Source organism: Sphaerisporangium flaviroseum (assembly GCF_039537005.1).
In the GTDB taxonomy this organism is placed as follows: domain Bacteria; phylum Actinomycetota; class Actinomycetes; order Streptosporangiales; family Streptosporangiaceae; genus Sphaerisporangium; species Sphaerisporangium flaviroseum.
In genome coordinates this window covers 246,306-258,995 of record NZ_BAAAZR010000043.1, presented here as the reverse complement: position 1 = coordinate 258,995, position 12,690 = coordinate 246,306, and the positions used below count along the sequence as shown (strand labels likewise).

The 12,690-nt window shown below is 69.8% G+C and carries 10 protein-coding genes; 3 read left to right on the top strand and 7 right to left on the bottom strand.

Features of this window, described 5'->3' with window-relative positions:
- The first annotated feature begins 47 nt into the window (after positions 1–47).
- Positions 48–1,016 (top strand): zinc-binding dehydrogenase, encoded by a 969-nt coding sequence (locus ABD810_RS36000; protein ID WP_344951539.1) that lies wholly within the window; start codon positions 48–50, stop codon positions 1,014–1,016.
- A 179-nt stretch (positions 1,017–1,195) separates the two neighbouring features.
- Here the strand turns inward: ABD810_RS36000 and ABD810_RS35995 are convergent, their stop codons facing one another.
- Together ABD810_RS35995 and ABD810_RS35990 are read right to left on the bottom strand one after the other, a co-directional pair.
- Entirely contained in the window at positions 1,196–1,756 is a 561-nt protein-coding gene (locus tag ABD810_RS35995) for a hemerythrin domain-containing protein (protein WP_344951536.1), read from the bottom strand.
- A gap of 75 nt (positions 1,757–1,831) precedes the next feature.
- Positions 1,832–3,217, bottom strand: a complete 1,386-nt coding sequence (locus ABD810_RS35990) for an MFS transporter (protein ID WP_344951532.1) — start codon at positions 3,215–3,217, stop codon at positions 1,832–1,834.
- A 178-nt stretch (positions 3,218–3,395) separates the two neighbouring features.
- On the opposite strand from ABD810_RS35990, the gene ABD810_RS35985 reads away from it, so the two are divergent.
- A complete protein-coding gene (locus ABD810_RS35985) occupies positions 3,396–4,376 on the top strand; it encodes an ArsR/SmtB family transcription factor (protein WP_344951688.1) in 981 nt (326 codons plus the stop codon).
- A gap of 27 nt (positions 4,377–4,403) precedes the next feature.
- Here ABD810_RS35985 and ABD810_RS35980 read toward each other — a convergent pair whose 3' ends face one another.
- The 3 genes from ABD810_RS35980 to ABD810_RS35970 form a co-directional block, all read right to left on the bottom strand.
- Positions 4,404–5,279, bottom strand: coding sequence for a carbohydrate ABC transporter permease (locus ABD810_RS35980; RefSeq protein ID WP_344951530.1), 876 nt, complete (start codon positions 5,277–5,279; stop codon positions 4,404–4,406).
- Positions 5,276–6,163: a carbohydrate ABC transporter permease gene (locus ABD810_RS35975; protein WP_344951527.1), complete on the bottom strand. Its 888-nt coding sequence runs from the start codon at positions 6,161–6,163 to the stop codon at positions 5,276–5,278. The genes ABD810_RS35980 and ABD810_RS35975 overlap by 4 nt, the downstream gene beginning before the upstream one ends.
- Before the next feature lie 65 nt (positions 6,164–6,228).
- Positions 6,229–7,515: an ABC transporter substrate-binding protein gene (locus tag ABD810_RS35970; protein ID WP_344951525.1), complete on the bottom strand. Its 1,287-nt coding sequence runs from the start codon at positions 7,513–7,515 to the stop codon at positions 6,229–6,231.
- Between the two features lie 373 nt (positions 7,516–7,888).
- Between ABD810_RS35970 and ABD810_RS35965 the strand changes: the two genes are divergently transcribed.
- The gene (locus tag ABD810_RS35965) at positions 7,889–8,509 is read left to right on the top strand and encodes a pentapeptide repeat-containing protein (RefSeq protein ID WP_344951522.1); all 621 of its coding nucleotides are present in this window, start codon (positions 7,889–7,891) and stop codon (positions 8,507–8,509) included.
- 52 nt (positions 8,510–8,561) lie between these two features.
- Here the strand turns inward: ABD810_RS35965 and ABD810_RS35960 are convergent, their stop codons facing one another.
- A complete protein-coding gene (locus ABD810_RS35960) occupies positions 8,562–9,350 on the bottom strand; it encodes an AMP-binding protein (protein ID WP_344951519.1) in 789 nt (262 codons plus the stop codon).
- Between the two features lie 484 nt (positions 9,351–9,834).
- On the bottom strand, positions 9,835–12,111 hold the full coding sequence (locus ABD810_RS35955) for an ATP-binding protein (protein ID WP_344951516.1): 2,277 nt from the start codon (positions 12,109–12,111) through the stop codon (positions 9,835–9,837).
- Positions 12,112–12,690: the final 579 nt, after the last annotated feature.

Below are 12,690 nucleotides of genomic sequence, written 5' to 3'. Positions count from 1 at the left end.
AAGACTGACCTCACAAAGCGCAGGATCTTCGATGGAGGGTGGCGGGTATGCGGGTTGTACGGGTGGAGCGGTTCGGGGGGCCTGAGGAGTTGGTGGTCCGGGAGGTGCCCGACCCGGTCGCGGGGGCGGGGGAGGTCGTGATCGGGGTGTCGGCGGCGGACACGTTGTTCGTGGAGACGCAGATCCGCAGCGGGTACGCCAAGGACTGGTTCCAGGTGGAGGCGCCGTACGTTCCTGGAAGCGGGGTCGGCGGGCGCGTGCTCGGCGTGGGCGAGGGGGTCGACGCGTCCTGGACCGGCCGCGACGTCGTCGCCAGGGCGGTCGGCGGTGGTTACGCCGAACAGGTCGTGGTACCCGTGGAGGCCCTCATCCCCGTCCCGGAAGGGCTCGGGACGCGGCAGGCGGTGGCGCTGCTCGCCGATGGTGTCACCGGCCTCAGCGTGTTCGACGCCGCCGAGGTCAAGCCGGGCGAGTGGGTGCTGGTGACCGCGGCGGCGGGAGGCATGGGCATCCTGCTCGTCCAGCTCGCGCACGCGGCCGGCGCGCGGGTCGCGGCCGCCGCCCGGGGTGAGCGCAAGCTCGCCCTGGCCCGGGAACAGGGGGCCGACCTCGCGGTCGACTACACCGAGCCGGGCTGGGACGAGCGGGTGGCGGAGGTGACCGGCGGCAAGGGCCCTGACGTGGTGTTCGACGGTGCCGGTGGCGATATCGGCCGGGCCGCATACGAGATCACGGCACAAGGCGGCCGGTTCTCCGCGCACGGCGCCTCCACCGGCGGCTTCACTCCCATCGACCCGGACGACGCGGGACGGCGGGGGATCAGCGTGCGCGGCCTCCGGAACGTCCAGCTGTCCGCCGCCGAGAGGAAGCGGCTGACCGAACGCGCGCTGTCGGAGGCGGCCGCGGGCCGGATCAGGCCGGTGATCGGCCGGACCTTCCCCCTCGATCGCGCCGCCGACGCACACGCCGCCATCGAGTCCCGAGAGGTCCTCGGCAAGGCCCTCCTGCTGATCTGACCCGATCGTGTCCGGTTGGGTGTGACCCCAGCTGGTGTGACCGATCGGGCCAGATGTTCGGGACGGCCGGGCCGAGGGGGCCGCGCCCCACAAGCCGGAGCCGGGGCGCGGTCACCCGTCCTTGGGTGAAGGACCCAGCGGGAGCGGGCACCCGGCCCGTCCTGGGGGGGTGAAGGACCTCAGCGGGCGAAGGCCTCCGGCCCGTCCTGGTCGTCGTCGGTCATCAGGAAGTCGGGCCGGTTCTCGCGCCACTCGGGCACGTCCATCGAGTTGAGCACGGAGATCAGCTTCTTCTCCTCGTAGATGAAGTGCGTCTGCATGATCGCCGACAGTGCGCCCACCTCCTCACGCACCTTGGTGGCTGTGGCCGGGTCGGGACTGTCCGGGAGGGACTCGAGGAGTTTCCGCAGGCTCCCCATCAGCCAGTCGAGCTGGTTGTGGTCCGTGCGCAGGTCCGACAGCACCTTGCGCAGTTCGGGGAACTCCTCGGCGATCGCCGGGAACGCGCCCTTCTCCTCGCCGGTGTGGTGGCGCGTCAACGCCGTGCAGAAGGAAAGGCAGTGGGCGCGCAGGTCCCGTGGAGGAATTCCCTTGCCGTCGAAGTAGTCGTCGACGCTGTCCCGCAGGTCCTCCAGCATCTCGCGGAGCCAGATGTGAACTTCGAGCAACTGCGTGCCCAGGGCGTTGAGGCGGTCGCCCGCCCCTGATCGTGCGTCCATGTTCTTCTTGGAATGGGTCATCGCGTCCAGTATCTCGTGACGTCCCCGGAACGCGCGAGACGGATGGCGAGGCCGACCCAGGTGCCCGCCTGCCCGTCACGAATCAGTCGCGGCGTCCACCCTGGCGGACGGGAGGTGCTCCATGCAGGCCGGGCCGCCGGGGCGGAGGTGCCGCATGAGAGCCAGGGCGGCGAGGGTGCCGCCCGCGCCGGCCAGGGCGATGGCGAGATGCGCGGGGACCAACTCGGCGAGCAGGCCGGCCAGCGCGGCGCCCGCTCCCTGGCACGTCATCTGGCCCGAGCTGAGCAGGCCGAACGCCTGCCCGCGTACGTCCTCGGGCACCGCGTCGACGAACCTGCGCTGCAGCCCCAGGTTGTAGGCGAGGCAGATCCCCGTGAGCACGGCGAACGCGAGGCACCAGGCGATGTCAGGGCGTGCCGTGAAGCCGAGCAGCGGCACGCCGGTCGCCACGGCGAGCGGGAAGGACAGGCGTTCACGCAGTGCGGGCGCGGCGAACCGACCGACCACGAAGTCCCCGATCGCCATCCCCACCGCGAACGCCGCGAGGACGAGGCCGGCCAGCGACGGCGTCCCCCGCTCGCCGAGGTACGGCACGACCACGGCCTCCGCCCCGGCCACGAACATCATCGGCGCCCATGCCGCGAGCAGCAGCCCTCGAACGCGCCCGTCGCCCAGCAGGCGCCGGTTGACGCGCAGGGTCTGCCCAACGGGATTGGTCCCCCGTACGGAATCGGTCCCCCGTCCCGGGTCGGCCCCTCGTACAGGATCGGTCTCCCGTCCCGGGTCGGCCCCTCGTACAGGATCGGCCCTCCGTGCGGCCCGGCTTCGGGGTGGGTCGCCGCCTCGCGTGGCCGTCGCTCGCGGGGGCCGGTCGGGCAGGCCGAGCCTGAGGACGACGGCACTCGCGCCCGACAGGACCGCAGTGATGAGGAGGGCTCCCCCGGGACCGGCGAGGGCGAGGACGGCGCCGCCGGCCGCCAGGCCGACGATCTGCGCGGCGGCCCCGGTCACCGTGAGCACAGAACGCCCGAGGACGAACGCGTCCCCGGGCAGCAGTTCCGGAAGCGTCGCCATGCGCGCTGCGCCGAAGACCGGGCTCAGCGCGCCGGTGACCACGACCAGCAGCAGCATCGTCCAGACCGGCAGCCCCGCGAAACCCAAGGTCAGGCAGACCACCACCCGGACGAGCTCGCCGATGACCATCAGCCGCCGGGGGCGCATCCGGTCGGCGAGCGACAGCAGGAAGATCCCGCCGATGACGTACGGCAGGAACCCGCTCATATAGGCGAGCGCGGACAGCCCTGGCGAACCGGTGCGCCCGTACACGAGCACGGAGAACGCCAGCATCTTGACGGTGTCACCCGCCACCAGCAGCGTGAAACTGCCGAACAGCACACGGAACTCCGGTACGGCGAACACCTCGCCGAACGTGGCCTGCCGCTCCTGCGGTGGCTCGATCATCTGCGCCTCCCGCGACGATGCTGGGCCACCCATACGGCGCTTGGCTAAGATTTCGGAAATAGGCGAAAGGTGCGATGGGCACATCGGCGGACGCGAAGGACGTCGGACCAGGGGACACCCGGCTGATGACGATCACCTCGCCGGACATCGACTACGCAGGTGGAGCGCCTTGGGAAGCATGATCCGGATCGAGGTCAGCCCGCAGGACGTCATGGCGAGCCGGTTCGCCATCTCGCCGCTGATCGAGACGATGCACGCCCTCTGGATCCTCTCCGGGAACCAGGAGGCGGGCGTGCACCGGCCGTGGGCCGAGCGAGGGCGGAAGCCGTACGAACGGCTGCTCGGGCGGATGCCCGGTCTCGCGGCCATGGTCGCGCTGTTCCGGCGCGGGGAGTACAACGCGGACTTCATCGCCCCGCCCCCGTCCGGGGTGAACATCTCGTTCGAGGAGGAGCTGGCGGTGATGCGGGCCACGCCTCTCGCCCAGGCCCGCGACGAGATCGCGAGGAACCTGCGCGGGTCGCCGGTGCCGCCGCCCGACACCGTCGCCGTCCTCGACCGACCGGACGTGGTGGAGCTGCTGGCGGACGCGCTGGCGGCCACCTGGGAGGAGATCGTGGCACCCGACTGGCCGCGCTTCCACGCGATCCTCGAACGCGACGTCGTACAACGCGCGGGACGCCTGGCGACGTACGGATGGGCCGCCGCGCTCGACGACCTGAGCCCACGGGTCCACTGGCACACGGACGGCGGTTCCGGCCACATCCACGTGCGGATGAACGACTCAAGAACGGACCAGAACCACCGGCTCGGCGGCCGGGGGCTGCTGTTCGTGCCGAGCGTCTTCGGAGCCGGGGTGGGGGCCTACCTGGAGGACGCCTGGCCGTACGCGCTCGTCTACCCCGCGCGGGGCATCGCCGTGGAGCATGCGCCGCGCAAGGGGCTCGCCAAGCTCATCGGGAAGACCCGTGCGGCGATCCTGCTGAATACCCCGGCGACCACCAGTCAGCTCGCCGCCCTGCTGGAGCTGAGCATCGGGGGGACCGGCGACCACGTGGCCGCGCTCCGCGAGGCCGGGCTGATCACCGGTGCCCGAGTGGGCCGGTCGGTCCTCTACCGCCGCACACCGCTCGGCGACGCGCTGGTCAACGGGGGGTGAGGTCCAGCTGCGGCGGGCGCCGCCCGATCAGCCCTTCAGGGCGCCCGCCATGAGCCCACGCATGAAGAATCGACCGAGCAGCACGTAGACGACCATCGTGGGGATCGAGGCGAGGATGGCCGCGGCCATCTGCTGGCTGTAGGGGACGGTCTGGGCTCCCGCGATGTTGTTCAGCATCACGGTGGTCGGCCACGACGTCGGCCCGGTGAGGAACACCGCGAACAGGAAGTCGTTCCACATCGAGGTGAACTGCCAGATGATCACGACGGCGAACGCGGGCCCGGACACCGGGATCACGATCGACCAGAAGCTCCGCAGCATCCCCGCGCCGTCGACCCTGGCCGCTTCCATCAGTTCGTCAGGAATGGTCACGTAGTAGTTGCGGAAGATCAGCGTGCAGATCGGGATGCCGTACACGACGTGGGCGAGGACCAGGCCCGGGATGCCGCCGTACACGCCCAGGTTCACCATGAGCTGGACGAGCGGGATCATCACCCCCTGGTACGGGATGAACATGCCGAAGAGGAACAGCGTGAACACCAGGTCGGCGCCGGGAAATCGCCACTTGGACAGGACGAACCCGTTCATCGCGCCCAGCGCTGCCGAGATGACCGACCCTGGGATCGCCAGCAGGAAGCTGTTGACGATTCCCGGCTTCAGCTTCTCCCAGGCCACCTCCCAGGCCTCGGTGGTCCAGACCTTGGGCAGGCTCCAGGCCTGGCTCGGGTCCGCCTCGGTCAGCGGCTTGAAGCTGGTGACCAGTAGCACGTAGATCGGGATCAGGAACAGCAGGATGAAGCCGACCAGCAGTACGAACCGCACGTAGACCGGCCACCGTGTCCTCTGGGCGACCGGCGGCGCCTCGTGCCTGGGCTTGGGCGGCGCCGCGACGGCCGTGCTCATGATCGCTTCTCCCTACGGGCGTTCCACACCAGGTACGGCACGACGAAGACGGTGACCGTCAGGACGATGTACGAGGCGATCGTCGCGCCCTTGGCCGGGTCGTGGGAGTCGAACACGGCGACCCACATGAAGACGGCGGGCACGTCGGTGATGATCTGTTTGCCGGACACCGAGACGATCAGGTCGAAGACCTTGAGCGAGATGTGGCCGAGGATGATCAGTGCCGCCAGCGTCACCGGCCGCAGGTAGGGGAAGACGATGTACCGGTAGACCTGCCACTCCCTGCAGCCGTCCACCCGCGCGGCCTCGCGCAGCTCCTCCGGGACGCCGCGGAACCCGGCCAGGAACAGTGCCATGACATATCCCGACATTTGCCAGACCGCCGGGATGGCCATGGCCGCCATCCCCCAGTCCTGATCCCGGAACCACTCGTTCTGCAGGAACCCCAGGCCGACGCCGTCCAGAAGCCGGTTCAGCCCGACCGCCTGGTCGTCCTGGCCGCTGTTCATCAGCCAGCGCCACACGACTCCGGTCGCGACGAAGGAGATGGCCATCGGGAAGAGGTAGATGGCCCGGAAGCCGCCCTCACCTCTGATCCCCTTCTCCATCAGGAAGGCGAGGAGCCAGCCCAGGACCAGCGCACCGCCCACGAAGACCACCGTGAAGACGATCGCGTGCCTGACCGAGATCTCCCAGCGCTCCTGGTCCCACAGCGAGACGAAGTTCGTCAGGCCCACGAACTCGCCCGCCGAGATCTCGTCGTGCTGGTCGGTCATGGCCAGCTTGAAGTTCCAGCCGAGCATTCCGTACACGAAGACGGCGATCGCGATGATCGACGGCATCACCAGGAGCAGGCCCGGCAGCCATCTCTTGACGCGCGACACACATACCCCCAGCGAAGGCTCGCGCCCGCGACGCGATGCGCGGGCGCAAGCCGTATGAGTTCAGCTCACTGATTGTTGGTCTTGGCGGCTTCGGCCAGAGCCTGCTGCAGCTTCGCCGCGTCCTTGCTCTGCAGGAACAGGCCGACCGCCTCGGTGATGGCCGTCTTCCAGGCGTCGTTGGCCACGACACCGTGCTGGATCGAACCGGCCAGCTTGTCGTTCGCCCACTCGTTGAGGTCCCACTCCAGGTAGTCCTTGTAGAGGGCCTTGTCGACGTCCTTGCGAGCCGGGATGGATCCCTTCTTCGGGTTGAAGGCGTCCTGGCCCTCCTTGCTCGCGGCCACCTTGAGCCACGCGAGAGCGCCTTCCTTGTTCGGAGCGCCCTTGGGGAGGGTGAAGCTGTCGGACAGCCACAGGAACGTGCCGTCGGTGCCGGGTGAGGCCGCCCAGTCGAAGTCCTCCTTGGAGGTCTTGCCGAGGCCGCCGTCCGGGGGGTTGTGGAAGTAGCCGTACGCCCAGTCGCCCATGACGTTGAACGCGGCCGCGCCGTCGACGACTTGCTTGGCGGCGGGCTGCCAGTCGTCCTGCGGCGGGCCCGCGTACGACAGGATCGTCTTGAAGTCTTCCAGTGCCTTGGTCACGGCGGCGCCCGACCAGTCGGCGCCCTTGGCCCACAGCGCGTTGTAGGCGTCGGTGCCGAGCGAGCCGAGCAGCACGCTCTCCAGCAGGTGGACGACCGTCCACTCCGAGCCGATCGACAGCGGGATCTTGCCGGCCTTCTTGACGGCCTGGAGGGCGGTGATGAACTCCTCGATCGTCTTGGGCGCCGCCTCGATGCCCGCGTCCTTGAGGACCTTGGGGTTGAACCAGAGGACGTTGGAGCGGTGGATGTTCACCGGCACCGAGTAGACGTTGCCCTCGTAGGTGATCTGGTCGACGAGTTGCTGCGGGAAGGCCTCCTTCAGCTTGAGCTCGTCGTAGAGGGAGTTCAGCGGCTCCAGCTTGCCGCCCTTGATGTAACCCTGCAGTTCGGCGCCCGCGTGTCCCTGGAAGGTGTCCGGCGGCTGACCGGCCTGCAGCTTGCTCGAAAGCAACGCCCGGGCCTTGTCTCCCGACCCACCCGCGACCGCGGCGTCGAAGAACGTCAGGTCGGGATTCTGCTTCTCGAAGATCTCCCGCATGGCCTTCAGACCGTCGGCCTCGCCTGGACCGGTCCACCAGGAAAAGACCTCGACCTGCTTCTTCGCCGCCTGCCCGCCGCCGGTGCTCGTCTCGCCACCACCGCCACAAGCGGAGAGGGAGAGAACGCCTGCCAGGGTGACCGCGACGGCCGACATCCACCGTCGTCGCATTTCTTTTGGTCCCTTCACGGTTGAGGAGGCTGTCCACATAAGCCCGCCCCCGTCTACCGGGCCGTTGGTGACAACGTTGTCAGTACGCAATCAAGCCACTTCGCACACCAGGGCGTCAAGGGTGTGAAAATAACGTCTCCATATAGGGCAGGGGCCCCCTGCCTGATCACCTCATGAAGCGCCCCGGCCGTGACGAACAGGCAGCCGCATGAAGCGCCCCGGCCGTGACGAACAGGCAGCCGCACTCCTCCTGACGAACGGACGGCCGCACTACTCTGAGGAACGTTCGCGGCCCGGCGACGCACCGCCGCGATCTCCAACCCCGCATGGAAGGTCGGTCAAGTGATCACTACCCCCACCGTCGCGGCCCGTCGTGGCTGAGCGCAAGCACGGCCGGCCGGCACCCGAGACCCACACCTCCATCGTGTCCAAGGACTGGGACGGCGATGACCTGTCGGGCCAGAGCCATGCCAACGTCGCCTTCGTCGACGTGGACATGACCGAGGTCACCAACGAGGGCGCGGTCTTCTCCGAGTGCACCTTCCGCGGAGTGCGGTTCAACGCCTCCACCCATACCGACGCCGCGTTCCTGAACTGCACCTTCACGCGCAGCACGTTCTTCGACGCCACCTTCACCGGCTGCAAGCTCGTCGGCAGCATGTTCGACGGGTGCACCTTCGACCTGCTGAAGGTCGTCGGCGGCGACTGGTCGTTCGTCGGGCTGCCCGGCGCCAACCTCGGCGGCGCCACCTTCGAGGACGTGCGGATGCGCGAAGCGGACCTCACCGGTGCGCGGTGCGAGGGCGCCACGCTCAAGCGGGTCGACCTGTCGGGCGCCTGGCTGCAAAGAGCCGACCTCACCCGCTGCGACCTGCGCGGCAGCGACCTCACCTCGATCCACCCGCTCACCGTGGAGCTGAAGGACGCGGTGATCGACCTCCGCCAGGCCGTGGTGATCGCCGGCGCGCTCGGACTGGAGGTCCGCTCCGACTGACGCTCCTCCCGTACCGGAGGACCGCTCGCGGATCGTTCCGGCGCCGGGGCCCTCAGACCCTGGTGATCACTTTGCGGCCCCCGTCGACCAGGGCCGCGAGCGTGATGCCGAAGTCGTTGACGATCCCCCGGAGCTGAGGACGGGTGACACCGGGCGCCGCGACCACCGTGGCGCCCCGCGTCAGCGCCAGGCTGACCAGCACCGGGACGTCGCACCCCCCGTCGAGCGGCCAGGCCACCAGCACGACGTCCGACGCGACCATGTCGGCGGTACGGTCGAAGGTCCGCACGCCCGCGAGGAACTCCTGGTGCGTGAGCGCCCCGCCGGCCGTGGCGACCGCCGCCTCGGTCACGGGATCGGGGTCCGGCAAGGCCACCTGGCCGAGGGCGAGCAGGTCCTCGAAGTCCACCGTGTTCGGAGTGGGCCCGAACGACACGATCTGCCGGACGCGCGAGGCGTCGGCCGCCTCCCCCGCCGCCTCCACCAGGTCCGGAGTGGTGAACAGCAGCCGGACGTCGTGACGGGCGAACAGCTTGGCCATCCCCGCGATGCCGCTGCTCACGCTCACCGGCAGGGCCACCCCTCCGGCGGCGATCACGCTGAGCAGGGCGATCATCTGCGTGGGCACCGTGTGGACGTAGACACCGGAGACCTGGCCCGTCCTCATGCCCCGCTTGACCAGGCCGGTCGCGGCCATGGCCACCGAGAGGGCGAGCCGCCGGTAGCTGTAGACCGCTCCCCCGGCGAGGTCGACCAACGCGTGCCTGTCGCCCAGCTCCGCGGCCCTGCTGAGCAGGGCGCCGGTCACGGTGGTGGTCGCCGGAAAGGTGCTGGACGTCATCTGAAGAAGGTAAGGGCTGCCGCGTCTCTACGGGATCCGCCAATGTGTGTAGATAGCTGTGTAGCCGCAGACCGGACGCCTACATATGGCAGGCTGGTCGAACCGTCGCCTGTGATCAGCGAGGACGAGCTCGGGCCGGCGGCGTCTTGATCGGCCGTGACCCGAGCTCGCGGGCCGCGTGCCCCCGGGCTCGGTCTCCACCCCTCCGAGGTGACCTCGCCCTTCGCGCGGGACACGCGGCGTTCGTGTGCGACCGGCCGGCGGCTGTCCGCACCGCTCCCGCGAGCCCCCTGCCCGGGGTCACCGGAGACCGGCTGCCACCGACCGATCAGGCCACCAACCTAAGCGCGAAACCCCGGCCCGGCACATGCTCCACTCTGCGTATTCAGGGGTGTAATCGCCAGGCCGCAACCCTGTGTACGAACCGCGGCGAACGCCGTGACGGCACCTCATCGGGGCGGATCAGACGCAGGCCCGCCGGCGTTCAGCTGTGACCGCTCGGCCGGTGAGCGCCTCGCTCGACGATCCAGGCGGCCACCTGCGTGCGAGACGAGAAACCCAGCTTGGCCAGGATGTTGGCCACGTGGCGGGCGACGGTGGCCGCGCTGATGACCAGCTCGGCCGCGATGGCACGGTTGCTCAGCCCTTGGGCGATCAGCAGGGCGATCTCGCGTTCTCGGGCCGTCAGCGTGCCGGCGGGGGTCGGCGTCCCCTCGTGTGTCGCGTGCGGGCGCCGGGAAGTGCCGGGCTCGAGATCCCGATCGGCCTGTGCGGCGACCTCCAGGGCGTACGCCACGGCCTGGTCGGCCGTCATCCGCCTGACCTGTGCCGACAGGTAGGTGACGAGCGGGTCGTCGACGCGTCCTCCGGCCGGCCCGATGATCGCCTGGCCGAGAAGCCAGGCTTCTCCAGGAAGGCCGGCGAGCGTGATGTCGCCTTCGTGGCGGCGCTCGCGCGGCGCCTCGGCCACGCCGGCCTGCCGCAGGGCGCGAAGGTCGTCCTCGTCGCGGCCGGCGACCGGCGGCGACTCGATCCGGTGGGCGGTCTCCGTCTTCGGCCCGGCCTCACGGCCGAGCGCCAGCGCCTCGCCGAGCCTCCTGCGCGCCTCCGTGCCGAGAGAAGTGCAGATCGACAGCGCCGTTTCGTACGCCCGCCGCGCCTCACGGAGCCTGCCGACCGTTTCGGCCACCAGCGCGGGGATGCCGGACACCTCGGGCGTGACGAACCGGTCTCCCACGGTGCGGGCGGCGTTGACGGCCCGGTCGAGGAGGTCGTCGTGGGTGTCCTGCCGGCTTCTCTCGGGATCGAGGAGCGCGAGCAGGATCAGCGCGAGCGCGTCACCCTGGAGCCCTCGCGCCGCCCGGACGAGCGCCAGCCCGGCCTCCGCGTGCTCGCCTGCCTCGTCCCGCCGTCCCCGCATCAGCGCCAGGGTGCCGCTCAGGGCGAGCGCGCGCCCGCGCAGAGCGGCGGACATGTGAGGCGGGGCGGCGGCGAGCAGGCGTTCGAGCCAGGCGCCGACCTGGGAGTGGCAGGGAGTCGCGCCGATGACGAGCCAGCGCAGGTTCACGATCAGGCGGAGCGCCGGCTCGGGGTCGTCGGTGTCGATCGACCACCTGATGGCACCGACCACCTCGGGCTTGAGGTCTTCGAGCTGCCGCAGCAGGCGCTGCGTCTCCGGCCATGGCGTGTGGCGGCCCGCCCTGGTGACCGTGTCGAACTCCTCGGCGAGCTGGTGGACGTAGTCGCGGTGGCGCCCCCGGAAACGCTCCTCCTCGCCTGAGACGCCCAGCCGCTCGGCGGCGTAGTCGCGGATGGGACGGAGCAGGCGGTATCGGGTCTCACCCGCCATCTCGCCGTCGAGGACGACCAGCGACTTGGCGACCAGCCCGCGCGTGTGCGCCGGCATGTCCTCGGTCCACAGGCCGCTGCCCGCGCAGACCTGCTCGGCCATTCGCAGCGTCCACCCGCCACGGAAGACGGTGACCCGGCGCAGGAGGGCCCGCTCGGGCTCGCTGAGCAGGTGGTGGCTCCAGTCGATGGCGGCGGTCAGGACACGCTCGCGTGAGGTCGCCCCCTGGCCTTCGCCGGTGGCCGATTCATGGAAGTGGCCGCTCATGCCGGCCGCGACCTCGTCGATCGCCAGCCTCCAGGTCGTGGCCGCCACCAGCTCAATGGCGAGCGGGATGCCGTCGAGGCGGCGGACCAGGGAGGCGATGCCCGCGATGTTCTGAGAGGTCAGCGCGAATCCGGGACTGGCCTCCGCCGCGCGGTCGCGGAACAGCCGTACGGCCTCGCAGGCGGCCAGGTCGCGCATCCAGGGGTGCTCGCCGTTCGCGGGAACCGACAGAGGGGGGACCCGCCAGACGGTCTCGCGGGCGAGCCGCAGCGGCCGGCGGCTCGTGGCGAGGACTCTGGCCTCGGGGCAGCCGGCCACCACCCGCGCACACATGCGGGCGCAGTCGTCGGCCAAAGAATCGCATCCGTCGAGGATGAGGAGCACGCGCCTGTCCCCGATCTCCTCGACCACGGCGTCCTCGGGAGTCTGGGAGCTCTCGGGCGTGACCTGGAGCATCGCGGCGATGCGGGCGACGATCTCCTGCGGCTGCTCGACGGCCGCGAGCTCCACCAGCCACACTCCGGCGGGGAACCGCTCCGCGATCTCGGCGCCGACCCTGAGCGCCAGGCGGGTCTTGCCGATGCCGCCGACGCCGCACAGCGTCACCACGCGGCTCACGGTGAGGAGCTGCGCCAACTCGTCCACATCGGAATCGCGCCCGACAAAGGTGGTGGGCTCCGGCGGAAAGTTGGTGGTGAGAGTCATACGCCTCGGGGAGTTGCGGAGTGGTGCATTACCCAAGTGTTCCATCAAATAACGGAGCGCGCTCAAGTGATGACGGGATTCGCGTCATCCCTGGTGAACCATGCCGAACGCGCCGAGAGAATCAGCACTTTTGTGGATTGATCCACGCAGGGTGAAGTCCGTCGTCAAGGGTTTCGAACGCTCGTCCCACCGGGCGCGCATCCGGCGTGCCAGGGCGCGGCACCAGCGCTGGAACGGACACATGGGGCTTTCTTGGGATACAGATCCTTCCGCCGGAAGGGTTCCCCTGAGGAGCCGCTGTCAAGGCGGTGCGGCGGCCCGGCGACGGACAGAAATTGTTAATCGATTTCTTTAATACCGACCTTCCGTAATTATGATCAGATTAGCTACTCTGCTCTGATCACCTCGCATGGACGACGCCTCGCCGAGCCAGGTCGCACCATCTCTGGCACGTTCCGGTGAGGGCGCGGTTCAGCGCGAAGGTGGCACGACCAGCCGGTAGGAGATCAGTGGTGACCC